Source organism: Streptomyces sp. NPDC048191, from assembly GCF_040652655.1.
Lineage (GTDB): Bacteria > Actinomycetota > Actinomycetes > Streptomycetales > Streptomycetaceae > Streptomyces.
The window spans coordinates 120,760-145,461 of record NZ_JBEZMO010000004.1 but is presented as its reverse complement, the minus strand read 5'-3'; the positions used below and the strand labels follow the sequence as shown (position 1 = coordinate 145,461).

Here is a 24,702-nt window from a genome sequence, read left to right as displayed (position 1 = left end):
GGGCACGCGGTCGGAGTACGACTTCCGAACGGAGGGGCGGTACACCATGACCGAGTACGAATGGTCCCGCACGATGCCCGCACAGCCCGAGCAGGTCTTCGACCAGGCGGCCAACATGGGCCAGCTCGACGCATGGCTCCCGGACGCCCTGCACGTGGACGCCGAGGACCCACCCGCCGTCACGGTGCACGAGGACCGCTTCGACCAGGACATGCCCGCACTGCTGCGGGCCCAGCCCGACCAGATGCGCCTCGAGTGGGGCACACGGGAGCAGGGCAGCTACACCGGCTGGCTGCAGGTGTCCGGCATCGGCAGCGGGGCCAGCGAGGTCACCGTGCACCTGTCGTTCTTCGACGCCGGTCACGATCCCGGCGAGGAGACGGTGTTCAGCGCGCTGGACGGCAGTCTGCGGCGCCTGGAGGAACAGGTCCGCATGCGCGTCGACCACGCGGCCGGCTGAGATGCCCGACCTGGTCGTCTGGTATCCGCTGCGCCTGACCACGCCGGTCAAACAGCACGTCTTCGGCGGGCAGGCCCTCGCCGGCCGGCTGGGCCGTACCGGACTCCCGGAGGGCCGCGTCGCCGAGACGTGGGAGGTCAGCGACGTCGACGGCGAGGGCGCGACGGTCGCCGAGGGCCCGCTCGCCGGGCGGAGCCTGCGCGGGCTCATGGCGGACCACGCGGACGGCCTGCTGGGCCACCGCCCGCACGGGCCGCACTTCCCGCTGCTGACCAAGTTCGTCGACGCCGCGCGGCCCCTGCCCGTGCATCTGCACGCCGACGACGCCACCGGCCGCCGCCTGGAGGGCGCGCCCAACGGCAAGACCGAGGCATGGCACGTCCTGGACGCCAAGGCCGGAGCCACCGCACTGGTCGGCACCCGGCCCGGGGTCGACCGGGCCCGGCTGCGCCAGGCGCTGCTCGCGCAGGACTTCGACTCGGTCCTGCGCCGCCTGCCGGTGCGCGCCGGGCAGACCGTGTACGTCCCCGGCGGGACCCTGCACGGTTTCGGGCCGGGGACGCTGGTCTACGAGATCGAGCAGACCTCCGACATCCAGCAGCACGCCATGCCCTGGCGGATGGAGGACGGCGCGCCTCTGGACGAACGGGAGCGCACGGCGAACATCGAGCGGCTGCTGGAGGAGTGGCGGCCCGATCCTCGGCCGCAGTTCCAGCCGGGGCTGAGCCTCGCGCACGGCGACGCCGTGACGAGTACGTTCCTGTGCGCGGGACCCTACTTCGCCCTGGAGCGCTGGACCGCGGGCGCCGGCGCCCGCCTCACCCGCGGCTTCGCGACGGCGCAGGTCCTGAGCAACGTCGGCGCTCCGGTCACCGTCGCCGCCGGCGGCTGGACCGGCCAACTGGATCCCGCCCGGACCCTGCTGCTGCCGGCCGCGCTCGGGGAGGTATGGGTGGACGGGCCCGCCGATGTGCTGTTCGGTTACGTCCCCGATCTCGAGACCGACGTCCGTGCGCCCCTGGCCGCCGCGGGGCACGGCGCCGCCGCGATCGCCGCCCTCGGGGAGGGCCTGGGGTGACGCACGGGCTGTTCGCCTCCGGGAAGCGCCGGCGACCCGAAGGCCGGCGGGGCCCGAAGACGGAGCGCGGCCGTGGTCCCGAGGGCGAGCGTCCGGAGAACGACCAGGTGGGCGAAAGGGCCCCCGGACCTTGCGGGCAGGCCCCTTCGTCCGGCCGGTCACCGCCGCAACCGTCGTGGGCGCATCGCGGTGACCGGGCGAGCACCTGGGCCTCAGTACCCGGACCCGAACGTCTGCGTCGTGTAGGCGCACTCCGTGTAGATGTAGCCCGGCCGCAGCTTGGCCGTGTCGGAGGCCGGGGTCGCGGTACTGCCCCCGTTCGGCTTGTGCACGAAGTACGTCGTGCCCGCCGGAAGGCTGATGGTGCGCTGCGGATAGTGCCTGCCGCTGTCGCTGCACGGCTTGAAGCCGGCCATCAGGGTGTCGGCGAGCGTGTAGGCCTTGCAGCCGCCGCAGCCCTTGAGGGTGAAACTGCCGGTGACCGGCCCGGTGTACAGGACCGTGATGTCGTGCGGGCTGTCGTTCTTCACCGTGACGGAGATGCTGCCGCCCGAGGCGGTGGTGGGCAGGTTCTCGCCGGCCTTCGGGAGGGTCTGGGCGACCTCGGCGGCAATGGCGAACTTCTGGGCCCGGGCCCGGTTCCTGTCGTTCTTGTTGTCCGCGGCGAACTGCTCCATGGTCTGCCGCGCGGCGCCGTAGTCGCCGGACCTGTACTGGTGCACTCCGCAGGCGTACTCCCCCGCGTCACCGCTCCTGCCGGCCCGCTCGGCGGCCCGGGCCAGCGTGCCGTCCGTGTCGCCCGAGGACTTCGACAGTCCGCCGATCCGGGTGTCCAGGTCGCGCAACCGCTCCACGGCCGTGCAGGGGTCGCTTCCGCCGACGGACTTCTCCGCCCGCCGCACGGCGGCGTCGACGGCCGGCGAAACCCTTCTCGCCGCCTCGGACCGCGGGAAGGTGTCCAGCAGGTCACCGAAGCGCGCGTCCCAGTCCGTCCCGCCCGCCGTGAGGCGCTGGGCTCCGCACTCGTACAGGGAGCTCGCGAGCCGGTCGTCGGGCCAGCGTGCCAGCGAGCCGAGCTGACGTTTCGGCATGGTGTCGGGCACGGTGCGCAGGTACTTCAGCGGCTCGACCGCGCCGCAGTAGTCCTGGTGGCCGTAAGCCGCCGCGACGGTCGTGTAGTAGGTCCGCAGGCTGTCGGGGACCCGCCGCGCGGCACGGGAGCCGGAATGATGCTCCGCGAGGTCGCGGTAGACCTCCAGGGCCGTCCGGTAGTCCGACTCGGCGGCGGTGAAGGACCGGCTGCCGCCGGCCGCCACCAGGTGGTCGGCCTTGTCCAGGCGGTCGAGGAGGGCCTGCTCCACGGCCTCGTCGTGGGCGTCCTGGTACCAGAGGGCACCGGCCGCCGGAACGGCGAGCAGCAGCACGCCCAGCAGCAGGGCGAGCGGCGCTCGGGCCGGCCGGGACAGGCGGGTGCGCAGGCCTACGACACCGCCGTGGAGGGCCGCGAGCAGCAGGACGACGGCGTACCCGACGAGCGCGGCTCCCGGGACACCGTCGGCGTCCGCGGGCAGCGCCACGAGGAGCAGCACACCGGTCGCCACCCAGCACGCCACCGCGAGCACCCACCGCCGCAGCAGGGCGTACCCCAGGCCGAGACCGCTCAGGTTGAGCAGCGCGACCGCGGCGGCGCGCCAGGCGTCCGGCGGGGCGGGCGGTGGACTCGCCGGCATGGGTGGCACCGGTGGCATGGCGAAACCCTGGTTCGGACCGTACGGACCTGCGGACATGACCGCTCCCCCCGTCAGCAGCGCCCCCATGGCTGCGGACCCGCAGTGTACGGCGCGGGAGGTCGACCGGACAGAGGCCCGAACACGGCTGGGTCCGTGGGGACTTGAAGCACACCGCCGTACCGGCCGAAGACCACGCCGACGAAAACGCCACCTGGTCCCTCGCCCCCGAGTCCGCCGCACGCTTCCACGCCCGTCCCGGAGTGAGCAGTGAGCCCGGCACGGGTGGGAGTGGCCTGAGCACCGGCCGAGGACCGCAGTCCGGTCGTCCTGGACTTCGTCGACCGCTGCCGGGGCCTCGCGCGACCGGCGTGACCGGTTCCGACATGACCGTCCGGCCGGCCACCGTGCGACCGGTCCGGGGCCGGGCATCCGCTCGCCGTCCCCTGACCGGCCCAATGGCGGTGGGCCGGAGGGGCGAGAACCCGTGACGGGTGTGACCGTGGTGGAAGGAGTGTGCGAGGCGAACGTGATGAGGAGGCGGCGTGTCGGATGGACCCGGCGAGGGCGGCGTGGCACTCGCTCCTGTGACGGACCGCGTGCCGTCCGATGCCTTCGAGGACATCGGTGCGGTCGCCGACGCCGTGCTCTACGAGGGCTACCTCCTCTACCCGTACCGCCGTTCTTCGGCGAAGAACCGGGTGCGCTGGCAGTTCGGCGTGCTGCTCCCCCGTGACTGGGTGGAGCGGGACGGGCCGGTCGCCCCGGGGATCTCCGGCTCCGCGGACTCCTGGTACCAGCAGACCGAGTGCCTGCTGCGGGCACCGCACCGTGACGCGGTCGTACGGGTGCGGGTGCGGTACCTGCAGATGCAGGACAAGCAGGTCGAGGTGAACGTCGGAGACGGACTGCACCGCCCTGTCGAGTCGTTGCGGACGGTCGACGGCACCACCCACCTCTCCTTCGAGGAGGCGGTGCCGCGCGAGAGCGAACTCGTGGTGCCGCTGGAGGAGTTGCTGCGCGAGGGCCGTACCGCCCCGGTGGGCGCGGCGCCGGGCGCAGAGTCCGAGTCCCTGCCCGGCGGTGCGGGGCGCACGGTGCGTCGGCGCCGGGAGGTGCGCGCCGCGACGACGGTCGTGGCCGAGCCACTCGCGCAGGAGCTGTACCGCCTGCGGGTGCGCACCGAGAACACCGGCGAGGCACCGGACCCCCGGGCCCCGCGCGACGAGGCACTGCGGCAGGCGCTGATCGCCACGCACACTCTCCTCGGCGGGGACGGCGTGGAGTTCGTCTCCCTCATCGATCCTCCCGAGGCGCTGGCGGAAGAGGCGCGGGCCTGCCGGAACCTGTTCACGTTTCCCGTCCTCGGAGGTTCGCCGGGCGAGAGCACGACGGGCACCGTCATGCTCTCCGCTCCGATCATCCTTCCGGACCGGCCCCAGGTGGCGCCGGAGAGTCCGGGCGATCTGCACGACGCCGCGGAGATCGACGAGATCCTCACCCTGCGCACCATGTTGCTGACCGACGCGGAGAAGGCGGAGGCCCGCGCCACCGATCCGCGGGCCGCGCGGATCCTCGACCGGGTGGACACCATGCCGCCCGAGGTCTTCTCCCGGCTGCACGGCGCCATCCGGTCCCTGACGCCGGTGCCCGCGCCCGCCGAACGGCCCGCCTGGTGGCAGGAGGGAGGCGATGACGGACTCTCCCCGACGACCGACACGGTGCTCGTGGCCGGGGTGCCCGTCGGCGGCGGCAGCCGCGTGCGGCTGCGCCCGCGCGGCCGGGGCGCCGACGCGCAGGACATGTTCCTGGACGGGCGGACCGCCGAGGTCGCCGCGCTCTTCCACGACGTGGACGGCAGCGTCCACCTGGCGGTCACGGTCGAGGGTGACCCGGCCGCCGAACTCCACGGCTGGTACGGCCGTTTCCACTACTTCCGGCCCGACGAGGTCGAACCGCTCGGCCCGCCGGGCCCGCAGGAGCCGACCCGCCCGGCGAAGTCCCCCGGTCCGACGTCCCCACGGCCGCAGCGTCCGGCCGACCGGCCACAGGAGGGACCCTCCGGTGGATGCCCCTGAGCCGCCGCCCCACGACCACCGCATGGCCGAGCAACTGTCGCGTGACATCGCGGCAGCCCACGCCCCACTCAGAGACCGGCACCAACGGAGGTCGCAGCGATGACCACACAGAGCGGTACCACCGATGTCCGCGGCGAGCCCAGCAGGGCCGAGGCGCGGGAGGGATTCGACGAGATCACCATCCTCTGGATCTCGGAGGGCATGAGCTGCGACGGCGACACCGTGTCGCTGACCGCCGCCGGCCAGCCGTCCATCGAGGACGTCGTACTCGGCCTGATCCCGGGGCTGCCGAAGGTGAACCTCGTCAACAAGGTGCTCTCGCCGAGTCTGGGCGGGGAGGACTTCCTGGCCCCGTACCGGGCGGCGGCCCGCGGCGAACTGGAGCCGTTCATCCTCGTGATCGAGGGCTCGATCCCCAACCAGAACATCATCGAGGGCGACGGCTACTGGACGTCGTTCGGCAACGATCCCGACACCGGCGAGCCCCAGACGCTGAACTGGTGGATCGACCAGCTCGCGCCGAAGGCGTGGGCGGTCGTGGCGGCCGGGACCTGCGCCACCTTCGGCGGCATCCACGCCATGGCCGGCAACCCGACCGGCTGCATGGGCCTCGCGGACTACCTGGGCTGGGAGTTCAAGGCACGCTCGGGGCTTCCCGTCGTCAACGTGCCCGGCTGCCCCATCCAGCCGGAGAACTTCATGGAGACCCTCGTCTGGGTCCTCCAGCACGCGGCCGGTGCCGCTCCCCCGCCGCCGCTGGACCACATGCTGCGTCCGCAGTGGCTGTTCGGGAAGACCGTGCACGAGGGCTGCGACCGGGCCGCGTACTACGAGCAGGCCGACTTCGCGAGGGACTACAACTCCCCCAAGTGCCAGGTGAAGGTCGGCTGTTGGGGTCCGGTCGTCAACTGCAACGTGCCCAAGCGGGGCTGGATGGCCGGCATCGGCGGCTGCCCGAACGTCGGCGGCATCTGCATCGGCTGCACCATGCCCAGCTTCCCCGACGCCTTCATGCCGTTCATGGACGAACCCCCGGGCGGCACGCTGTCGACCATGCTCGTCAAGCCGTACGGGGCGGTCATCCGCCGGCTGCGCGGCCTGACCAACGACGTGGTGAACCACGAGCCCAAGTGGCGCCACAACAAGCGCAAGCTGACCAGCGGTTACGACCCGCACTGGCGTGCCTGACACCGTCCTCCCCGTCCCGCCACCGACCCGCCCGACCCGAACAGCGAGGGGCAGCACCGCAGATGACCACCACCGAGTCCCGGCCCACAGAACGCAAGCCGGCCCAGATCGTCGACATGTCCTGGGATCCGATCACCCGGATCATCGGAAACCTGGGCATCTACACGAAGATCGACTTCGCCAACCAGGAAGTCGTCGAGTGCCACAGCACCTCGTCGCTGTTCCGCGGCTATTCGGTGTTCATGAAGGGCAAGGACCCGCGTGACGCCGGGTTCATCACCTCGCGGATCTGCGGGATCTGCGGCGACAACCACACCACCTGCTCCAACTACGCCCAGCAGATGGCGTACGGGGTCAAGCCGCCCAAGCTGGCCGAGCACATCACCAACCTCGGCGAGGCGGCGGAGTACATCTTCGACCACACGATCTTCCAGGACAACCTGGTCTTCGTGGACTTCTGCGAGGCGATGGTCAAGGCCACCAACCCCGGCGTCCTGGCCCGCGCCGAGCGCACCGACGCGCCCCGCGGGGACGTCCACGGCTACCGCACCATCGCCGACATCATGAAGGCCTTCAACCCCTTCGAGGGCGAGGTCTACAAGGAGGCCCTGAAGGTCAGCCGGATCACGCGGGAGATGTTCTGCCTGATGGAGGGGCGGCATGTGCACCCCTCCACGCTGTACCCGGGCGGGGTCGGAACGATGCCGCAGCCGAACACCTTCACCGACTACCTCAGCCGTCTGATGCACGTCATCGACTTCATCAAGAAGGCGGTGGCGATGAACGACGACGTCTTCGACTTCTTCTACGAGGCGCTGCCCGGCTACGAGGAGGTCGGCAAGCGCCGCATCATGCTGGGGTGCTGGGGAGCCTTCCAGAACCCGGACGTCGTCGACTACCGCTACGCGACGATGAACGAGTGGGGCCGGGCGATGTACGTCACCCCGGGCATCGTGGTGGACGGCAAGCTGGTCACCAACAACCTGATCGACATCAACCTCGGGCTGCGCATCATGCTGGGCAGCTCCTTCTACGAGGACTGGGTCAACGAGGACCCGTTCGTCACCCACGACCCGCTCGGCAACCCGGTGGACATGCGCCACCCGTGGAACCAGACCACGGTCCCGGTGCCGCAGAAGCGGGACTTCGACGGCAACTACAGCTGGGTGATGAGCCCGCGCTGGTACCACCCGGACACCGGCGAGCACCTCGCCCTGGACACCGGTGGCGGTCCGCTGGCCCGGCTGTGGTCGACCGCCCTGAGCGGCCTGGTCGACACGCCGTACGTCAAGACGACGGGCGGCGGTATCCGTATCACCCTGCCCAAGGGCGAGAAGCTGCCGGAGACGACCCTGGAGTGGCGCATCCCGAAGTGGAGCAACACCCTCGAACGGGACCGCGCCCGGCCGTACTTCATCGCGTACGCCGCCGCCATGGCCCTGCAGTTCCTGGAGGAGGCCATGGGGATGCTCAAGAGCGGCGACACGAAGGTGTTCGAGAACTTCGAGGTGCCGGACGAGTCGATCGGCTGCGGTTTCCACGAAGCGGTGCGCGGGGTCCTCTCCCACCACCTGGTGATCCGGGACCAGAAGATCGCCAACTACCACCCGTACCCGCCGACCCCGTGGAACGCCAGCCCGCGGGACGTCTACGGCACCCCGGGCCCGTACGAGGACGCGGTCCAGGGCCAGCCGATCTTCGAGGAGAACGGGCCCGACGACTTCAAGGGCGTCGACATCATGCGCACGGTCCGCAGCTTCGACCCCTGTCTGCCGTGTGGCGTCCACATGTACATGGGCAAGGGCAAGACCCTGACCACGGTGCACTCGCCGACGTACGGCGCGAGCCATGCCTGACGCCGCCGTACGGCTGGCGGACCCGGCCGTGGAAGCACGGCTCGCCCGGCTGGACGAGGTGCTGGCCGGGCTGGAGTCCGCGCCGGGCCCCGCGCTGGAGGCGGTGCGGCTGCTGACCGAGGTCTACGGCGAGGCCCTCGCCCGGGTGGTGGACGACGCCGACGAGCAGCTGAGGGAGCGGCTCGCCGACGACGAGCTGCTCGGCCATCTCCTGGTCCTGCACGGGATCCACCCGGAGTCCCCGGAGCGCAGGGCCGCCCGCGCGGTGGAGAGGCTGCGGCCGGCGGTGCGCGAGCGCGGCGGTGACCTGGAGTGGGCAGGCGTCGACGGACAGATGGCGCGGGTGCGGCTGACCCCCGGCGGCGGATGCGGGTCCGGGTGCGGTGCCGGCTCGTCGGACGCCGCTGAGGCGGTCCGGGCGGCGGTGCTGGCGGTCGCTCCCGAGCTGACCTCGGTCGAGACGGTGCAGAGCGAGCGCAGGCCGGCACCGGCGTTCGTGCCGCTGAGCACGATCAGGCGCCGGACCGTGCCCGAGGAGGCGCGGTGAGGGTGGACGGAGCACTCGCCCGGGTCATCCGCACCGCGGGCCACCGAGCGGCGACGGCGGAGGCCGAGGTCTGCGAGCTGTGCGCCGCCCGGCTGGCCGCCGAACACCCCCACCTGTACGACACGGGTGACGCCGAGGTGCGGTGCGTGTGCGGGCCCTGCTCGGTGCTGTTCGCCGACGACGGGGCGGGCGAGGGCCGCTACCGGCTCGTGCCCCGGCGCCGGCTGCGGCTGCCGCCGGTCGACACGTCGGTGCTCGGCGTCCCCGTGGGTCTGGTGTTCTTCGTGCCCCGCTCCGACGGCACGGTCACCGCGCAGGGGCCGAGCCCGGCCGGGGCCATGCGATGGGAGGTGGACGCGGATGCCTGGCAGCGGCTCGCCGCCACGTTTCCGCAGGTCGCCGGCATGGCACCCGAGGTGGAGGCGCTGCTCGTGAACACCGTGCGCGGGCTCGACGAGCACTGGATCGTGCCGGTCGACGACTGCTACCGGATGATCGCCCTGGTCCGCCGCGAGTGGCGGGGCCTCTCCGGTGGCGGCCGGGTCTGGCCGGCCGTAGAACAGTTCTTCAGGGAGCTGACCGAGCGGTCGTGAGGACCCGGAAGGAGAACGGACATGGGCAACATCCGAGTGGGCCGCCCCCAGGCGAAGCCCGACACACCCGCCCACGTGCGCGGACTGCATCAGGGCAACAGGGGCCCGTACAAGCACCAGACCGGACACCACAAGGACGGCAGCTCCGACGCGCGCCGCTCCACCGGTATCCACTGGAAGCGGCATGACGCACTGATCAAGGACATGCCGAACATCTCACCGGGATGAGGGAGCTGGACGTGAGCGTAATGAACGTGGGCATCAGAAGACGGACCCGGCGGACGGGGATGTCGGGACGACAGCTGCTCATGGCCCAGGCCGCGGTGGTCGGCAGCATGGCGGCGGCCCTGATCGTCAAGGAGCTCCCGGGCATCATGCGTGAGCTGCGTATCTACCGGATGACCGGTGGCCTGCGCGCGAAGCGCCGCTACCCCTGATCCGCGGCCGTGCACGAGTTGTCGATCGCGACCGCGATCGTGGAGCAGGCCGAGGAGATCGCCCGCGCGGACGGGGCCGACGGTGTCTCGTCGGTGACCGTACGCGTGGGCGAGTTGGCGGGTGTGGTGCCCGACGCCCTGGACTTCGCCTTCGAGGTGGCCCGGGAGGGCACGGCGCTCGCCGGGGCCCGGCTGGTCGTCGAGCAGGTGGCCGCGCAGGCCTACTGCGCCCCGTGCGCCGAGGAGTTCGCGGTGGGCATGCCGCCGTTCTTCTGGTGCCCGCGCTGCGACCGGCCCTCGCAGGAGCTGCGCAGCGGACGGGAGCTGGAGATCACGGACGTCGTACCGGTCCCGTCCCCGGCCCCGCACTGAGTGCGGGTCCGGGGACGGGCCGGGCTCAGCAGATGCGGGGCAGTTGCTCACCCAGGGGCAGCTCCACCACGCGGGTGCCGCCCAGACCGGTCGCGACGACGACCATGCCCGGGTGTTCCGCCACGCACTCGCCGATGCGGACCGCGCCGCTGCCCTGCGGATGCGCCCGCATCGCGGCGAGTACCGCCTCGGCGTGCTCCGGCGGCACGAAGGCGACGAGCCGGCCCTCGTTGGCGACGTACAGCGGGTCCAGGCCCAGGAATCCGCAGGCGTTCTGGACCTCCTCCGGGACCGGGACGGCCCGCTCGCGCAGCCGGACTCCGGTGCCGGAGGCTCGGGCGATCTCGTTCAGGGACGCGCCCAGCCCGCCCCGGGTCGGGTCACGCAGGACGTGGAGGTCCTTGGTGACCGCCAGCATCGCCGCCACGAGGCCGGCGAGCGGCGCGGTGTCGGATGCGATCTCGACGCCGAACTCCAGGCCCTCGCGCACGCTCATGATGGCCACGCCGTGCAGCCCGATGGGTCCGCTGACGAGGACGGCGTCGCCCGGCCGGGCACGCTGCGGGCGGATGTCGACCCCGTCGGGTACGAGGCCGACACCGGCGGTGGTGACGTAGACACCGTCGCCGTGCCCGGACTCGACCACCTTGGTGTCGCCGGTGGCGACGGTGACGCCCGCGGCCTCGGCCGCCGCGCCGACGGCGCGCGCGATCCGGCCGACGACCTCCAGTTCCACGCCCTCCTCCAGGACGAAGGCGGTGGACAGGTAGGCGGGCCGGGCACCGCTCATCGCCAGGTCGTTCACCGTGCCGTTGACGGCGAGGTCGCCGAGGCTGCCGCCGGGGAAGAACAACGGTCGGACGACGTAGGAGTCGGTGGAGAAGGCCAGCCGGGCCCCGCCCAGCTCCAGCACGGCCGAGTCGGTGAGGGCGGCCAGGGTGGGGTTGCCGTAGGCGGGGGCGAAGACCTGCTCGATCAGTTCCGCGGACAGGGCGCCGCCTCCGCCGTGGCCCATCACGACGACCGGCTGGTCGCGCAGGGGTGCGGGGCAGGTCCAGTTCGCGGGGTCGACGGCCGCTTCGGTTGCCAGGTCAGCCAATGGTGTTCAGCTCCTCCCGCGGGATGCGCGATCCCTGCTGTGCCGGGCCGTCGGTCATCCGGCGGTAGAGGTAGTAGGCCGCGCAGGCGCCCTCGCTGGAGACCATGGTGGCGCCGAGCGGGGTGCGCGGGGTGCAGGCCGTGCCGAAGGCCTCGCACTCGGTGGGCTTGATCAGACCCTGCAGCACCTCGCCCGCCCGGCACACGGCGGGCTCCTCGGTGCGGATGCCGGTGACGTCGAAGCGGTGTTCGGCGTCGTAGTCCCGGAAGGCGTCCGCCAGGCGCCAGCCGCTGGCGGGGATGCGGCCGATGCCGCGCCAGTTGCGGTCGGCGACCTCGAAGACCTCCTCCAGCATGCGCAGGGCCGCCGGGTTGCCCTGCTCGCGCACGGCACGCGGATAGGCGTTCTCCACCCGGTGCTCTCCGCGCTCCAGCTGGTGGACGGCCCGGCGGATGCCTTCCAGGATGTCCAGCGGCTCGAACCCGGTCACGACGATCGGCACGTGGTGCCGGTCGGCCAGCTCGGGGTACTCGGCGGTGCCCATCACGCTGCACACGTGCCCGGCGGCGAGGAAGCCCTGCACCCGGCACTGAGGTGCCGTCATGATGGCCTCGATCGCCGGGGGGACCCGGACGTGGGAGACCAGCAGGCTGAAGTTGTCCAGGCCCGTGCGGCGGGCCTGGTGGACGGCCATGGCGTTGGCGGGGGCGGTCGTCTCGAAGCCGATGGCGAAGAACACGACCTGCCGGTCCGGGTTCTTGCGGGCGAGGTCGAGGGCGTCCAGCGGGGAGTACACCACGCGTACGTCACCGCCCTCTCCCTTGACCCGGAACAGGTCCCGGCCGGTGCCGGGCACCCGCAGCATGTCCCCGAAGGAGCAGAAGATCACCTCGGGCCGGGCCGCGATCTCCAGGGCCTTGTCGATGACCTCGAGCGGCGTGACGCACACCGGGCAGCCGGGGCCGTGGATCAACTCCACCTTGTCGGGGAGGAGTTGGTCGATGCCGTGCCGGATGATGGCGTGGGTCTGGCCACCACACACCTCCATCAGCGCCCAGGGCCGGGTGGCGGTGGCGTGGATCTCGTCCAGCAACCGGCGTGCCAGGTCGGGATCGTTGAACTCGTCGATGTACTTCACCGGGCCTCGCTCCCCGTCTCCTGCCGGGCCGCCTGCTCCCAGGCGTCACCGAACTCCTCTTCCAGCAGTCCCAGTTGCTCGAACAGCTCCAGGGACGCCCGCGCCGACGCCTCGTCCAGGCGCTGCAGGGCGAAGCCGACGTGGACGATGACGTACTCCCCCACCCGTACGTCGGGCAGGTACTCCAGGCACGCCTGTTTGCGTACTCCTCCGAAGTCGATCAGCCCGGTCAGGGGATCGGCGCGATGGTCGATGGACACGACCTTGCCGGGCACTGCCAGACACATGGGTCACTCCGTCTCGTGGTTGTTCGCTGTTCCCGCGACCATGAGCTGGCCGAGCGCCAGCCCTCCGTCGTTCGGGGGGACTTCGCGGTGCCGCAGGACCGTGAATCCGGCCGTGCCCAGCAGCGCGGCGCACTCCTCCTCCAGCAGGCCGTTGGCGAAGACGCCTCCGGTGAGGGCGACGGTGGCCAGGCCGGTGTCCGCGCGGGCGCGGTGACAGATCTCGGCGACGGCCCGGGCGACACCGCGGTGGAAACGGGCCGCGAGGACCGGTGCGGGGGTGCCGCACCGCAGGTCCGCCAGAAGTGCGCGCAGGGTGGGCGCCGGGTCAATGCCCCGCTGCCCGGCGAACCCGAAGGGGTACGCCCCCCGGTCCGCGTCCCACGCCCGCGTCGCCACCGCCTCCAGTTCCATCGCGGCCTGTGCCTCGTATCCGGCCCGGTGGCACACGCCGGTCAGGGACGACACCGCGTCGAACAGGCGGCCCATGCTGGAGGTCGGGACGCACGCCACCTGCCGGTCCAGCTGCCGGCGCAGGACGGCGCGTTCGACGTCGGAACAGGCCCGTACGCTCGGCAGATCCGGATCCCAGTCCAGCCCCGCCGCCCACAGCCTGGCCAGCGCCAGCCGGCACGGGTTGGCGACGCCCGCGTCCGCGCCGGGCAGCGGGGCGGGGACGAGGTGGGCGAAGCGCCGGTAGCCGGAGTAGTCGGCGAGCAGGATCTCGCCGCCCCACACCGTGCCGTCGTCGCCGTATCCGGTGCCGTCGAAGGCGACGCCGATCACCGCAGTGGTGCCGTCCAAGCCGTGCTCGGCCATCGTGGAGGCGATGTGGGCGTGGTGGTGCTGGACCAGCCGCGGGGCGCCGTCCGCCAGTTGTGCGGCGCGACGCCGGGCCCAGCCGGTGGAGTGGTAGCCGGGGTGCCGGTCGGCGGCGACGACGGCCGGGGTGACTCCGGTCAGGCGTGCCAGGTGCTGCTCGGCGCGCTCGGCGGCCTCCAGCGTGGCCAGCTCCCCCATGTCACCGATGTGCGGCCCGAACCAGGCGTGCTCGCCCTCGCCCAGGCACAGGGCGTTCTTCAGGTCGCCGCCGACCGCGAGCACGGGCGACACCGGAACCGGGAGCCGCAGCGGGCGCGGAACGTAGCCACGGGACCGTCTGAGGACCTGTTCGGTGCCGTCCGGGCGTACCCGCAGCAGGGAGTCGTCGCACGGCGAGGCGATGGGCCGGTCGTGGGCGAGCCAGGCGTCGGCCAGTCGGGCGAGCCGGGTCAGGGCCTCGGCGTCGTCGGTGACGATGGGTTCACCGGAGCGGTTGCCGCTCGTCATCACGAGCACCCGGGGGCCGGGCGGATCACCGGGCAGCCCGAACAGCAGCGTGTGGACCGGGGTGTAGGGCAGCATCACACCCACGTGCGGGCTGCCCGGGCAGACCTGGTCGGCCAGGCGGAGGCCGTCCGCCGGTGTGCGCCTCGGCAGCAGCACGATGGGGCGGCGGGCGCTGGTGAGCACGGCCCGCTCGGCCGGGGAGAGGACCGCGATCCGCTCGGCGGTGGCGAGGTCGGCGCACATCACCGCGAAGGCCTTGCCGCCGCGTTCCTTGCGGTCCCGCAGCGCGGCGACGGCCCGGTCGTCGGTGGCGTCACAGGCGAGGTGGTAGCCGCCGACGCCCTTGACGGCGACGATCCGCCCGGCGGCCAGCAGCGCCCGGGCGGTGGCGAGGGCGTGCGCGTCCCGGGCCGGGCGCAGTCCGCCGAGGCCCGGGATCAGGGTCAGCCGTGGCCCGCAGTCGGAGCAGGCGACCGGCTGGGCGTGGAAGCGCCGGTCGGCGGGGTCGCCGTACTCGCGGGCGCAGGAGGGGCACATCGGGAAGCCGGCCATCGTCGTGGCCACGCGGTCGTACGGCATGCCGGTGGCGATGGTGAAGCGGGGGCCGCAGTGGGTGCAGGTGACGAACGGGTGCCGGTGCCTGCGGTCGCCCGGGTCGGCCAGTTCGCGCAGACAGTCGGGGCAGGTCGCGGTGTCGGGCGGGAGCAGGGTGCGGCCGCCGGCCCGCTCCGTGGAGCGGATCACGAAGGGGCTCGTGTCGCCGGTGGCGGGCAGGTCCTCGCCGGTGATGCCGCTCACGGTGGCGAGGGGCGGCGGCTGTTCGGCCAGCGCGGCGCAGAACCGGGCGACCTCACCTGCCGGGCCCTCGACCTCGACGATCACTCCGTCGCCGTTGTTGCCGACGAAGCCGGCCAGGCCAAGCCCGGCCGCGAGACGGTGCACGTACGGGCGGAAGCCGACTCCCTGCACCGTCCCCCGCACGGTGAGCCGGCGCCGCACGAGTCCGGTGGCGGGGGCGGTCATACGGCGGGAGTGCCGGCGGTGTGGTGGTGGCCGTGGGGATGCGGGGCGAGGGGTGGTTGGTGGAGGGTGCCGTCCCCGGCGGTGAGGGCGCGCTCCAGGAGGGTGCCGACACCGGATCCGGTGCGGGCACAGGACCGTACGATCTCCACGCCCGGGTTGACCCGGTGCACGTTGGTCCGGAAGGCGGTCTCGTCGAAGCCCGCCGGTTCGGCGAGGTCCGTCTTGGTGATCACGACCAGATGGGCGGAACCGAACGCGGTCGGGTACTTCAGCGGTTTGTCCTCGCCCTCGGTGACCGCCATCAGCACGACCCGCAGGGTCTCGCCGAGGTCGTACGCGGCCGGGCAGACGAGGTTGCCGACGTTCTCGACGAAGAGCACGGAGGTGTCCGCCGGCAGCCAGCCGGTCAGCCGGGCCCGGACCTGGCGGGCCTCCAGGTGGCACAGTCCGTCGGTGAGCAGCTGCTGGACGGGGGCGCCGGACCGGGCCAGCCGGACGGCGTCGTTCTCGGTGGCCAGGTCGGCGGTCAGCGCGGCCACCGGAACGCCCCGCTGCACCGCGCGGGCGAGGACGCGGCCGAGGAGTTCGGTCTTGCCGCTGCCGGGACTGGACAGCAGGTTGACGACGGTCACCCCCTGCCGGGCGAGGTCGCCGCGCAGATCCGCGGCCAGGTCGTCGTTCTTCGCGAGGACGGCCTGCTTGACGTCGGACCGGCACATGGGCGCTGCTCCTTGGGTGCGGCGGTGGAGCCAGGGCCACGTCCGTGCGGCCCGGGCTCCACCGATCTTCCGCTCAGCCGGCCGCCGTGCCGGGCAGCGCAGCCGGGGGCGGGGGCCCGGATTCCATCGGGCGGCCCAACGGGGGTGCGGGCGCGTCGGGGTCGGCGAGCAGGGCCGGGATCAGGGTGTGCAGGGCGTCCACGGCCGGGGCGACGGCTTCCCGGACCGGTGCGGTGAGCCCCGGGAGGAGGTCCTCGTCGCCGGACGGCAGCAGCTCGGGCTCGCAGGCCAGGACCAGGACGCGGGGCAGTGGCTCGTCGCCGAGGTGTGTCGCCAGGGCCAGCACCTTCGCCGGGTCCATTCCGTGGGCCTCGGGTACGACCGTGCCGTCGGGCGGTTCGGCCTCGATCAGGGACAGGGTGCCGGGGGCGTGACCGCGTCGGGCGGTGTCGACCAGGACGGCGGTGTCGTACCCGTCGAGCAGGTCGTAGGCGAGGTCCATGCCGCGGATGCCGTAGTCGCGCACCCGTACCTCGGGCGGCAGGGGGCGGTCGCCGAGGGCCCGGATCACCTCGGGGCCGAAGGCGTCGTCGGCGAGGAAGATGTTGCCGACGCCCGCCACGAGGAGGCGCGGCGTCAACGGACGTCTCCGGTGGGCGGGTCGAGCGGCCGGGGCGTGCCGGACGGTGTCTTGCGCACGAACTCCGAGCGCAGGGCGTGGTAGGGAGCCCGCGGGTCGAAGAACAGGGCGTGCATACGGGCCAGTTCGGCCTCGCGGTAGGCGGCGAGGGGGCGTTCGCGTTCGTCCGCGAGGCGGGTGACGGTCTTGTGCGCGATCCGCCCGTCCAGGCCCGGATCGGCGGCGAGAGCGGCCGCGAGCCGCTCGACCTCCGCGGGGAAACCGCCGGGCGCCGCCGGTACGAGCCGGTCCACGAGCCCCAGCCGCTCGGCGGACGCGGCGCTGACGGGCAGGGCCTGCGTGGTCAGCCGGTCGGCGTGGTCCGCTCCGACGCGGCGCGGCAGGGTGTACGTCCAGAACTCCGAGCCGTACAGGCCCATGCGCCGGTAGTGCGGATTGAGGACGACACCGGTGCGGCACCACACTTCGTCGGCGGCGAGGGCGAACATGGCGCCGCCGGCCGCCGCGTTGCCGGCGAGCGCGGCCACGACCAGGCGGTCCGTGGTGTGCAGCACCGCCTCGACCAGGTCGTCCATGGCGTTCAGGTTGGCCCACGACTCCTCGGCCGGGTTGGGGGCCGCCTCGATGACGTTCAGGTGGATGCCGTTGGAGAAGAAGTCACGGTCCCCGCCGAGCACGAGGACGCGGGTGGGGTGCGAGAGCGCGTGCCGGTAGGCGGCGAGCAGCCGGTGGCACTGGTCGGTGCTCATCGCGCCGCCCGGGAAGGAGAAGCCGAGGAAGCCGACGTCGCCGCGCTGCCGGTAGCGGATGTCGGTCCAGGTGCGTCGGTCGGGCGGCAGGTTCAGCGGGACGGGGGCCTCCGGGAGTCCGAGGGAGGGTTCCCAGGCGGCGACGACGGAGGCGGCCGGACGGCGGAAGGGCGCGGGGTCGCCGGAGTTCCTGCGCGGGCGGAGCTCGGGGATCCAGACCGCGCCGTCGCGGGTGGCCCGGCACACGGCGCCGGCGCGCCGGGCGAGGAGCTCACCGGGGCGGCCGCGCAGCCGGTCCTCGGCATGCCCGCCGTGCAGGAACACCTCGCGGCCGAGGAGTTCGTCCAGGACGCCGGGCTGGGAGTCGGCGCCGCGCAGTTTGCGCAGGACTGTCTCGGTGTCGTCCCGGTCCCAGTCGACGCGCCGCCGTTCCTGCCGGAAGGCGTCGCGCCACACCACGTCGATCGAGTCGTCCGTCTGCGGGCGGGGCTTGAAGGACCCTTCGGCGTAGCGCCGTACGGCGGTGAGAACGGCGGTGACGGCCGCGTCGGAGGCCTCGTTGCGGTACAGGTCGCTCTTGCCGACGGGCGGCACGGGGAACGGCTCCGCCGCCCAGACCGGGCCGGCGTCCATCGCCGCCTCGGCCTGCAGGACCGTCACGCCCCACTCCGCCGCCCCGTCGGCGATCGCCCAGTCCAGGGAGGAGGGGCCCCGGTCACCGGGCGGCCCCGGATGCACGATCAGACAGGTGCGGTCGCGCCACACGTCCTCGGGCAGGGCGGTCCTGAGCATCGGTGCGATGACGAGCTCCGGCCGCAGCTCGCGCACGGCGGCCCGTACCGGGTCGACGCCGTGTGAGGCGAGGACGACGTCCACCCGGTGCCCGTGGTCCGTCAGTTCGGCGTAGGCCCGCTGGGTGAGGCTGTTGAACGCGCTGGCGACGAGCAAAATGTCCATGACACGGCATCGTCGTCCTTTGCCGGCGTGCCGGGAAGAACCTCTGCGGCGTTTCGGCCGCTTCCGCCGGACCTCTTCCGCCATCCGGACCGCATCGCGCGGGGCCCGCCGGGGATCGCGGCGGGCTCGACCCCGGATCGCGCGCCCGGCTCGTGTCCCGGCGTGCTCCGGCAGGGCACGGCGCGCCAGGGCGGTGTGGTCGTCAACTCGTGGGCGAGCAGTGGCGGTTCGAGCCGCGACGGCCTACGGCACCGGGGCCGGCCCGGCGGATCGGAGGCTCAGGCGGCGAGGGCGCGGCCCGGTCCGAGCCGGTCCAGCAGCTCGTCCAGGTGGAGCTCGGCCACCGGGGCGAGGAGGTCGGGGTGGCGCAGCAGCGCCGCGGCGCGCCGGTCACCGTCGTCGGGGGTGAGCAGGCGCCGGAACTCGGCCGGTGCGCCCGAGGAGTGCTCGCCCTCGGCGAGGGCGGCGACGGCCTGTGCGGCGAGCTCAGGGTCGGTGAGCAGGCCGGCCGCCCAGCTGGCCACGACCTCGTCCACCCAGGTCCGCCAGGCGTGGTCCCCCTCCGGTCCGTCCTCGTCGGTCCGCTCGGCACCGGTGATCCAGTCCAGACGGGCGGCGCCGCCGGGGCCGGCCATCGTGACCAGGGCCGCGTCGATCTCGGTCGGATAGCGCAGCCACGCGGCGGCGGTCACGGCCTGCCGGGCCTGCGCCTCGCACAGGGCGGAGGCCAGCGCGCCGCCGCTGGCCGGATAGGCGACCGTGAGCCAGCGCGCCGTCGCGGCGATGAGGGAGGTCAGATCAGGGAGCACAGCCGGGCCGTCCGAGATGCGAAGGGGAACAGGGGCTCGACGCAACGGTAGCCCGGCGCCGGCCATGCCGGGAGGGGGTGCGAACCAGGTCATATGTGGCATCGCCCACGCCGGCCCGTCCTTGCGGCCCACGGCCGTCCCGTGACCCGGGAGCCCGTCGGCCGCGTGTCACCCCCTCGGCCCGGGGAACTCGTCGCAGTCCACGGCAGCACGTGCACGGAGGTGAGGGCATGACGCCGGACGTCGTGCGGTACGAGGACGAGGGCGATGTTCCGCTCGCCGGGTACGCCGTCCTCGCCTCCGTCTTCGCGGCGGGCGCCGGGGCCTACGCGGCGGTGGCACGCCGCCGGGGTGTCCGGCTGCCGCAGCAGGTGCCGCCGTGGGACGTCGTCCTGCTGGGCGCGGGGACGTACAAGGCGTCCAGGCTGCTGGCCCGGGACAGGATCACGAGCTTTCTGCGAGCGCCGTTCACCCGCCGGGCGGACGAGGGCGAGGCGAACGAGGTCATCGACGAACCGCGGGGCCATGGGATCCGGCGCGCCGGCGGCGACCTGCTGTCCTGTCCGTTCTGCATCTCCGCCTGGGCCGCCGGCACCCTGATGTGCTCCTACGCGGCGGCCCCCCGGCTCACCCGCCTCGTCTGCGGGGGCCTCGGAGCGGTGACGGTCGCGGACTGGCTGCAGTACGCCTGGACGTGGACGCAGCAGACGGCCGAGAGCTGAGCGAGCGGGGCGTGGCCGTGCCCGCCGCTATTCGTCGTCCGAGGCGGCGCTCACCTCGACGTCGAGCACGCCCGCGTCCTGGAACAGCTCCGACGCCAGCCCCGTCGGGTCCTCGGTGCCCTCCAGCTCCAGCAGCACCCGGGCCGCGTCGTCCGCGCGGCCGGGCAGCCGTTCGACTTTGACCTGCACGATCCGGAATCCGCGCCCGGTGCAGGTCTCCATCAGGCGGGGCAGCAGGGCCACACCGGTCCGGTAGGTCAGGCGCGCCTCGAAGGTGGCGGCCGCCGTGCCGGGGATCAGCCGGGAGGTGAGGAGCGGGTAGCCCCGCACCACCAGGAAGTGCAGGGCGGTCACCGCCAGCGCGAGGACGGGCAGTCCTCCCCCGCAGGCCATGCCGACCGCACAGGTCAGCCAGATGGTGGCGGCCGTCGTCAGGCCCCGTACGGCGTCCCGGCGCACGAAGATCAGACCGCCGCCGATGAAGCCGATGCCGGACACGATCTGCGCCGCCACACGGGAGGGGTCGAAGGAGACGTTCTGCAGCCCGAGCACCGCGGTGAACCCGTGCTGGGACACCTCCATCATCAGCGCACTGGCGATGCCGACCAGCGTGTGCGTACGCAGTCCGGCGCTCTTCTGCTGTGCCGCCCGCTCCCAGCCGATCAGGCTGGACAGCAGCAGCGCGAGCCCCAGCTCGGCCAGCTGCCGCAGCCCCTGGCCGTTGTGGACGTCCCACAACGGTGCCGCCAGCCCCGCTCCCGCCATGCACACCTCACATGTCGCTGCGCCGTCGTCCGGCTGGTTCGATGGTCCGCCGCTCACGCCTACCCCGCGACGGGGCCGCGACTCCCGCGGTCCGCGTACCGGCCGCGGCGCCGGGTACTCGGCCGGGACCGCGGGAGACGCAGGGCGATGCCGATGACGGCGCCGCCGTCGGGGCCGGGGCTCGTGCGTCGCCCGCCGCGAGGGACGGAGCGCACCGTCAGGACTTCGTGAGGAAGGAACCGGCCTCATGCGGCACGACGAGATGATCGGAAAGGTGCAGGCGCTGGCCCAACTGCCGGACCGGGGTTCGGCCGAACGCGCCGCGCACGCCGTCGTGAGCACGCTCTCGGAGCGGCTGCCGTCAGGGCTGGCCCGGCACGTGGCCGCCCAGCTGCCGCCCGACATGGGGGCGGCGATGCGGGAGGCGGCCGACGCGTCGCCCGGTGCCGACTCCGGTGTGCCGGTCGAGCGGTTCGGGCTGACCGTCTTCGCCGGACGCATCGCCGACCGGGCGGGCACCGACGAGAACACGGCCCTGCGGGATGCCGCCGCCGTGATGGAGGTGCTCGACGCGGCGCTCGCCCCGGAGCTGACCGAGCGGATGGCCGACGCGCTGCCCTCGGACATCCGTGACCTGCTGCCGGTGGGCCGGGCGGCCGAGAGCACCACCCGCCCGGGCCGGAAGGGCTGACACCGCCGCAGCGCCTTGGACGAACGGATGTGCGGACCGCACGGCACGCCCCTGCGGCGTGACGGAACCGGGCATTCATTGGTTCAATCGGTGTGCAAGCGCCCTCCGAGGGCAGACGCAGAGTGCCGCCCCCCGCCCCGTAGAGGTGTGTCATGGCCTTCTTCGCCCTGTCCCGGCACCAGCCGCTGGTCCTGCTCTCCGCGACCCAGCTCGCCTCCGAGTACGACCGGCTGACGTACGAGAACGAGCAGCTGAGGCATGCCGTCTCCTCGCACGCGGTGATCGACCAGGCCATCGGAGCCGTGGTCGTCCTCGGACGGATCGCCCCGGAAGAGGCCTGGCGGGCGCTGCGGGACGTCTCCCAGCGAACCAACACCAAGCTGCGGACGGTGGCCGAGCACATCCTGGACTACGCCCAGGGCGGGGCGCTCCCCGAACCGGAACGGGTCGAGCTCGCCAGGGCGATCACGCGCTACCGGCGCTGCGACGACCCGGACGAAGCCCCGACGGCTCAGTGACGTCCCCACCGCATGCGCCGGTGCCGGCGAGGCCTGGCCGGGCGGGACGACGGGGGCCGCAGGATCCATCGGTCCTCGACCTGGTCCAGGCCGTACAGCAGCATGCTGAGGACCGGGAGCAGCAGGGCGGCGACGGTGATCACTGGCAGACCCCTTCCTGCCGACAGTGACTCCCGGGTGCCCCGACCGGGCCCGAGCACCCCCGACGTGTGTGAAAGTCCTGTGAGCACCGGCCGCCGAGGCGGCATCCGGTGCGCGGGCGCGCAGGTGGCACCGGTGAGGCGGCCGCGGTCACATCCGCGGTCCGGCTTCCGTCAGTGCGGTGGAAGACGGAAACCGGTCGGGAGGGTGTGCCGCATGGATGTGTACGGCGCTGTCGTGAGCCGGCGGGCGGTGCGGGCCTTCACGGACCAGCCGGTCCCACGGGCCGCACTGGAGCGGGTCCTGGCCGCCGCCGCGCGCTCACCGTCGGGCGGCAATCTCCAGCCGTGGCACCTCTACGTGCTCGGCGGCGCCCGGCTGGCCGAGCTGAAGAAGCGCACGGCCGAGCGGTGCGCGGCCGGTGACCCGGGGGACGAACGGCAGTACAGGATGTATCCGCCGGACCCGAAGCCGCCCTACCGGGAGCGGCGGTCGGCGGCGGCCGCCCAGCGTTTCGGCGCGCTCGGGATCCGGCGCGGGGACACGGAGGCCCGCCGGGCGGCCGTGGACGCGAACTGGCGCTGTTTCGGCGCCCCTTGTCTCCTGCTGTGCTACATCGACCGCGACATGGGCGCGGCGCAGTGGGCCGACCTCGGCATGTACCTGCAGACGGTGATGCTGCTGGTGCGCGCCGAGGGCCTGCACAGCTGCGCGCAGATGGCGTGGTCGGTGTACCACCGGACGGTCGCGGAGGTGGTGTCGCCGCCGGAGGAACTGGTCCTGTTCGCCGGTGTGTCGGTCGGCTTCGCGGATCCGTCGGCACCGTACGCCCGCATCGACCGGGCACCGCTCGGGGAGACCGTCACGTTCCTCGACGACGGCGCGGGTGACCGGCCCGCCCGGCCCGGCTCGTCGTAGGCCGCTCCCGGCGTCCATGGCGAGCGCGTGCCGCAGCGTGCGCTTACGGTTCTGTACGTGTGACCGACCGTGACCACATGCGAAGGAGAGGGGCCGGGATCGGTGGTGGGCCATGGGCGTCGGCGGACGGCGGGGCCGGGCGACCGGCGCCGCCGGGGCCCGGTGCTGGGCAGCCGGCCGTCGTACTCCGTACGGCTCCCGGCCGCGCCCCGGTCCGAGCCGCTGCCGGTGGCCGAGCGGACGATGCCGTGGCTGCGGGTCGGGGCGGCCTACGCCTGGCGGCTCATCCTCGTCGGGATCGTCGTCTACGGGGTCTTCAGCGTCCTCGGCAGTTTCCAGCTCATCGCCGTGTCCCTCTTCCTCGCACTGATCATCACCTCCGTGCTGCGCCCGCTGACCGACCTGCTCGACCGCGCTCTGCCGCGGCCGCTCTGCGTGGCCGTGACACTGGTGGGCAGCATCCTGTTCCTGCTGGCCCTGCTCGCGCTGGTGGGCAACGCCGTGGTGGGTGAGTCGGGCCGGCTGGCGGGCGAGTTCCGGGGCGGGGTGCTCCGAATCGAGGAGTGGCTGCAGCGACCGCCGTTCCGGCTGAGCCCCGGCCGGCTGTCGCAGCTGGAGAGCCAGGTGACGCACTACCTGACCGCGCACCGGGCCAGCCTGCTCAGCCGTGCCGTCAGCGGGCTGGGCCAGGTGGTCGAGCTGGTCACCGGGGGCGCGCTGGCGCTGTTCGCCTCGGTGTTCTTCATCCACTCCGGGGAGCGTCTGTGGGCCTGGATGCGCGACCAGCTGCTGCCCAGCGGTGCCCGTCCGGCGGGGGACCGGGCGGGCCGGGCGGCCTGGCACGCCTTCGCCGGGTACACACGCGGCATCATCATCGTGGCCGGCACCAACGCCGTGCTGGTCGGCATCGCGCTGCTCGTGCTGCGGGTGCCGCTCGCGCTGCCGCTGACACTGCTGGAGTTCTTCGCCGCGTTCGTGCCACTGGTGGGCTCACCGGTCGCGCTCGCCGTCGCCACGGTCGTCGCGCTGGCCGGGCGCGGGCCGTTCACCGCCCTGGCGGTGCTGGCGCTGATCGTCGTGATCGGCCAGTTGGAGGGTCATGTGCTGCATCCGCTGGTGATGAGCTGGGCGGTGCGGCTGCATCCGCTCGTCGTCGCGGTGTCGGTGATCGCCGGCAGCATCATCGCGGGGGTGATCGGTGCCGTGGTGGCCGTCCCGCTGGTCTCGGTGGTGTGGGCGGTGCTGCGGGCACTGCGCGCGGTGCCGCCGTGAAGGGAGGAACGCGGCTCCGCCGTCGTACCGCTCAGCGCAGGGCCGCCGCGACGAGCCCGCGGACCTCCTCCTCCCGCACGCCGCCGCCGTTCACCAGCCGGTCGAAGACGAGGCCGTCCACACAGGTCAGCAGCGTCACCGTACGTTCCTCCGGGTCCGTCACGCCCTGCGCGGCGAGGAAGGCGCAGACCGCCTGGCGCGCCGGGTTGTCGCGCGGCACCAGGATCTCGCGCAGTTCGGGATGGCGTGCGCTCTCCACGGCACACGCGTACCGCGCGAGGGAGCGCGTCCGGCCCTCCCCGTCGAGCCGTACGCGCGCCAACTCCACGATCCCGCCGACCAGTTCGCCGGCCGTCAGCGGCATCGGCGCCCGCGCACCGAGCTCCCGCAGCTCGGCCTGGTCGAGCGCCACCAGGCGCCGGACCAGCGCGGTGAGCAGGGACTGCCGGGTGCGGTAGTACGCGGACGTGGTGCCGGCAGGCAGCCGCGCCTCCCGGTCCACGGCGCGATGCGTCAGCCCCCGCATGCCGGCGTCGGCGAGCACGGCGATGGCCGCGTCCGCCAGGAGAGTACGTCGATCTGTGGACACGCC

Annotated in this window: 27 protein-coding genes; 15 read left to right on the top strand and 12 right to left on the bottom strand. The window is 73.2% G+C overall.

Annotated elements, in window-relative coordinates:
• The first annotated feature begins 46 nt into the window (after positions 1 to 46).
• Entirely contained in the window at positions 47 to 460 is a 414-nt protein-coding gene (locus tag AB0D93_RS09260) for an SRPBCC family protein (RefSeq protein ID WP_362115539.1), read from the top strand.
• A 1-nt stretch (position 461) separates the two neighbouring features.
• Positions 462 to 1,538 carry a class I mannose-6-phosphate isomerase gene (locus tag AB0D93_RS09255; protein ID WP_362115536.1) on the top strand — a complete coding sequence of 359 codons (1,077 nt, stop codon included), beginning with the start codon at positions 462 to 464 and terminating at the stop codon, positions 1,536 to 1,538.
• Positions 1,539 to 1,750: 212 nt separating this feature from the next.
• On the opposite strand, the gene AB0D93_RS09250 is transcribed toward AB0D93_RS09255, so the two are convergent.
• Positions 1,751 to 3,325 (bottom strand): hypothetical protein, encoded by a 1,575-nt coding sequence (locus AB0D93_RS09250; protein ID WP_362115533.1) that lies wholly within the window; start codon positions 3,323 to 3,325, stop codon positions 1,751 to 1,753.
• 512 nt (positions 3,326 to 3,837) lie between these two features.
• Here AB0D93_RS09250 and AB0D93_RS09245 point away from each other — a divergent pair.
• The 8 genes from AB0D93_RS09245 to hypA all read left to right on the top strand — a co-directional run bounded on the left by AB0D93_RS09245 (position 3,838) and on the right by hypA (position 10,336).
• Positions 3,838 to 5,343, top strand: coding sequence for a hypothetical protein (locus tag AB0D93_RS09245; RefSeq protein WP_362116257.1), 1,506 nt, complete (start codon positions 3,838 to 3,840; stop codon positions 5,341 to 5,343).
• A gap of 99 nt (positions 5,344 to 5,442) precedes the next feature.
• Positions 5,443 to 6,531, top strand: coding sequence for a hydrogenase expression protein HypE (locus AB0D93_RS09240; RefSeq protein ID WP_362115530.1), 1,089 nt, complete (start codon positions 5,443 to 5,445; stop codon positions 6,529 to 6,531).
• A 62-nt stretch (positions 6,532 to 6,593) separates the two neighbouring features.
• On the top strand, positions 6,594 to 8,387 hold the full coding sequence (locus AB0D93_RS09235; protein ID WP_362115527.1) for a nickel-dependent hydrogenase large subunit: 1,794 nt from the start codon (positions 6,594 to 6,596) through the stop codon (positions 8,385 to 8,387).
• Positions 8,380 to 8,934, top strand: coding sequence for a NifU family protein (locus tag AB0D93_RS09230; protein ID WP_362115524.1), 555 nt, complete (start codon positions 8,380 to 8,382; stop codon positions 8,932 to 8,934). The genes AB0D93_RS09235 and AB0D93_RS09230 overlap by 8 nt, the downstream gene beginning before the upstream one ends.
• Entirely contained in the window at positions 8,931 to 9,527 is a 597-nt protein-coding gene (locus AB0D93_RS09225) for a DUF5947 family protein (RefSeq protein ID WP_362115521.1), read from the top strand. The genes AB0D93_RS09230 and AB0D93_RS09225 overlap by 4 nt, the downstream gene beginning before the upstream one ends.
• A 21-nt stretch (positions 9,528 to 9,548) precedes the next feature.
• Positions 9,549 to 9,755, top strand: a complete 207-nt coding sequence (locus AB0D93_RS09220; protein ID WP_362115518.1) for a hypothetical protein — start codon at positions 9,549 to 9,551, stop codon at positions 9,753 to 9,755.
• Positions 9,756 to 9,775: 20 nt separating this feature from the next.
• Positions 9,776 to 9,964 (top strand): hypothetical protein, encoded by a 189-nt coding sequence (locus AB0D93_RS09215; protein WP_362116254.1) that lies wholly within the window; start codon positions 9,776 to 9,778, stop codon positions 9,962 to 9,964.
• A 9-nt stretch (positions 9,965 to 9,973) separates the two neighbouring features.
• A complete protein-coding gene (hypA, locus tag AB0D93_RS09210; RefSeq protein ID WP_362115514.1) occupies positions 9,974 to 10,336 on the top strand; it encodes a hydrogenase maturation nickel metallochaperone HypA in 363 nt (120 codons plus the stop codon).
• A gap of 25 nt (positions 10,337 to 10,361) precedes the next feature.
• Here the strand turns inward: hypA and hypE are convergent, their stop codons facing one another.
• The 8 genes from hypE to AB0D93_RS09170 form a co-directional block, all read right to left on the bottom strand.
• Positions 10,362 to 11,435: a hydrogenase expression/formation protein HypE gene (gene hypE / locus AB0D93_RS09205; protein WP_362115511.1), complete on the bottom strand. Its 1,074-nt coding sequence runs from the start codon at positions 11,433 to 11,435 to the stop codon at positions 10,362 to 10,364.
• The gene (gene hypD, locus AB0D93_RS09200) at positions 11,428 to 12,573 is read right to left on the bottom strand and encodes a hydrogenase formation protein HypD (RefSeq protein ID WP_362115508.1); all 1,146 of its coding nucleotides are present in this window, start codon (positions 12,571 to 12,573) and stop codon (positions 11,428 to 11,430) included. The genes hypE and hypD overlap by 8 nt, the downstream gene beginning before the upstream one ends.
• Positions 12,570 to 12,860 (bottom strand): HypC/HybG/HupF family hydrogenase formation chaperone, encoded by a 291-nt coding sequence (locus tag AB0D93_RS09195; protein ID WP_362115505.1) that lies wholly within the window; start codon positions 12,858 to 12,860, stop codon positions 12,570 to 12,572. The genes hypD and AB0D93_RS09195 overlap by 4 nt, the downstream gene beginning before the upstream one ends.
• 3 nt (positions 12,861 to 12,863) lie before the next feature.
• Positions 12,864 to 15,209 (bottom strand): carbamoyltransferase HypF, encoded by a 2,346-nt coding sequence (hypF, locus tag AB0D93_RS09190; RefSeq protein WP_362115502.1) that lies wholly within the window; start codon positions 15,207 to 15,209, stop codon positions 12,864 to 12,866.
• Entirely contained in the window at positions 15,206 to 15,928 is a 723-nt protein-coding gene (gene hypB / locus AB0D93_RS09185) for a hydrogenase nickel incorporation protein HypB (protein WP_362115499.1), read from the bottom strand. Before hypB ends, hypF begins: the two co-directional genes overlap by 4 nt.
• A 73-nt stretch (positions 15,929 to 16,001) precedes the next feature.
• Positions 16,002 to 16,568 carry a hydrogenase maturation protease gene (locus tag AB0D93_RS09180; protein WP_362115496.1) on the bottom strand — a complete coding sequence of 189 codons (567 nt, stop codon included), beginning with the start codon at positions 16,566 to 16,568 and terminating at the stop codon, positions 16,002 to 16,004.
• The gene (locus tag AB0D93_RS09175) at positions 16,565 to 18,274 is read right to left on the bottom strand and encodes an enoyl-CoA hydratase-related protein (RefSeq protein WP_362115493.1); all 1,710 of its coding nucleotides are present in this window, start codon (positions 18,272 to 18,274) and stop codon (positions 16,565 to 16,567) included. Before AB0D93_RS09175 ends, AB0D93_RS09180 begins: the two co-directional genes overlap by 4 nt.
• Positions 18,275 to 18,552: 278 nt before the next feature.
• Positions 18,553 to 19,083: a hypothetical protein gene (locus AB0D93_RS09170; protein WP_362115490.1), complete on the bottom strand. Its 531-nt coding sequence runs from the start codon at positions 19,081 to 19,083 to the stop codon at positions 18,553 to 18,555.
• A 230-nt stretch (positions 19,084 to 19,313) separates the two neighbouring features.
• On the opposite strand from AB0D93_RS09170, the gene AB0D93_RS09165 reads away from it, so the two are divergent.
• Positions 19,314 to 19,805, top strand: coding sequence for a DUF1360 domain-containing protein (locus tag AB0D93_RS09165; protein ID WP_362115487.1), 492 nt, complete (start codon positions 19,314 to 19,316; stop codon positions 19,803 to 19,805).
• A gap of 27 nt (positions 19,806 to 19,832) precedes the next feature.
• Here the strand turns inward: AB0D93_RS09165 and AB0D93_RS09160 are convergent, their stop codons facing one another.
• Complete coding sequence (locus AB0D93_RS09160; RefSeq protein WP_362115484.1) at positions 19,833 to 20,570, bottom strand: MgtC/SapB family protein; 738 nt, start codon at positions 20,568 to 20,570, stop codon at positions 19,833 to 19,835.
• A gap of 247 nt (positions 20,571 to 20,817) precedes the next feature.
• On the opposite strand from AB0D93_RS09160, the gene AB0D93_RS09155 reads away from it, so the two are divergent.
• Both AB0D93_RS09155 and AB0D93_RS09150 read left to right on the top strand, forming a co-directional pair.
• A complete protein-coding gene (locus AB0D93_RS09155) occupies positions 20,818 to 21,261 on the top strand; it encodes a DUF2267 domain-containing protein (RefSeq protein WP_362115481.1) in 444 nt (147 codons plus the stop codon).
• Between the two features lie 152 nt (positions 21,262 to 21,413).
• Complete coding sequence (locus tag AB0D93_RS09150) at positions 21,414 to 21,779, top strand: ANTAR domain-containing protein (protein ID WP_362115478.1); 366 nt, start codon at positions 21,414 to 21,416, stop codon at positions 21,777 to 21,779.
• On the opposite strand, the gene AB0D93_RS09145 is transcribed toward AB0D93_RS09150, so the two are convergent.
• Complete coding sequence (locus AB0D93_RS09145) at positions 21,773 to 21,922, bottom strand: hypothetical protein (protein ID WP_362115475.1); 150 nt, start codon at positions 21,920 to 21,922, stop codon at positions 21,773 to 21,775. The two genes, AB0D93_RS09150 and AB0D93_RS09145, sit on opposite strands and share 7 nt — an antisense overlap.
• Positions 21,923 to 22,136: 214 nt before the next feature.
• Here AB0D93_RS09145 and AB0D93_RS09140 point away from each other — a divergent pair, with 214 nt between their 5' ends.
• Entirely contained in the window at positions 22,137 to 22,838 is a 702-nt protein-coding gene (locus AB0D93_RS09140) for a nitroreductase (RefSeq protein WP_362115472.1), read from the top strand.
• A gap of 243 nt (positions 22,839 to 23,081) precedes the next feature.
• Positions 23,082 to 24,110, top strand: coding sequence for an AI-2E family transporter (locus tag AB0D93_RS09135; RefSeq protein ID WP_362116251.1), 1,029 nt, complete (start codon positions 23,082 to 23,084; stop codon positions 24,108 to 24,110).
• A gap of 31 nt (positions 24,111 to 24,141) precedes the next feature.
• On the opposite strand, the gene AB0D93_RS09130 is transcribed toward AB0D93_RS09135, so the two are convergent.
• The gene (locus AB0D93_RS09130) at positions 24,142 to 24,699 is read right to left on the bottom strand and encodes a TetR family transcriptional regulator C-terminal domain-containing protein (RefSeq protein ID WP_362115469.1); all 558 of its coding nucleotides are present in this window, start codon (positions 24,697 to 24,699) and stop codon (positions 24,142 to 24,144) included.
• Between the last annotated feature and the right edge of the window lie 3 nt (positions 24,700 to 24,702).